1 pseudogene is annotated in these 524 nt (G+C 70.4%); it reads right to left on the reverse strand.

Features of this window, described 5'->3' with window-relative positions:
• A pseudogene (locus J0695_RS36805) lies at window positions 1-361 on the reverse strand (hypothetical protein); the annotation flags it as partial.
• Window positions 362-524: the final 163 nt, after the last annotated feature.

Raw genomic sequence — 524 nt, forward strand, 5'->3', positions numbered from 1 at the left:
GCGCTTGGGGCTGCGCTTGGGGCGGGTAGGCCTGGGGGTACGGCTGAGGCTGGGCCTGCGACTGTGCCTGTGCCTGTGCCTGCGGGTACTGCTGCTCAGGCTGCTGGTAGGGCAGCTGCTGCTGGGGCTGCTGGTACGGGAGTTGCTGAGGCGGTTGCTGGTACGGCAGCTGCTGCGGCTGCGGTGCACTCTGCTCGGGGCCCCAGGGCTGTCCCCACGGCTGGCCGCCGGCCGGAAGGGTGTGCTCGCCGGCAACCTCCGGTATCAACGGCGCACTTCCGTCACCAGGCAGCACAACGCCTTCGTGCGCGGGCCGTACAGCGGGAAGCTGCGGCTCGTCGCCCTGTCCGTTCTGCGTCACCGGGACTCCTACTGCGCGTCGACCTACGGAATCGTCGGTTCACGCTACCGGGTGACGCGGGGGCGCTGCCACGCGACCGGGGTTGTGCGTGAGGGAAGTAACGCGGTGGGGGCGAGCGGCGCTGTTAAGGGGCGCGGGCCACAAACGGAGGACTTCCCCGATC

The organism is Streptomyces beijiangensis, from assembly GCF_017315755.1.
GTDB lineage: Bacteria > Actinomycetota > Actinomycetes > Streptomycetales > Streptomycetaceae > Streptomyces > Streptomyces beijiangensis.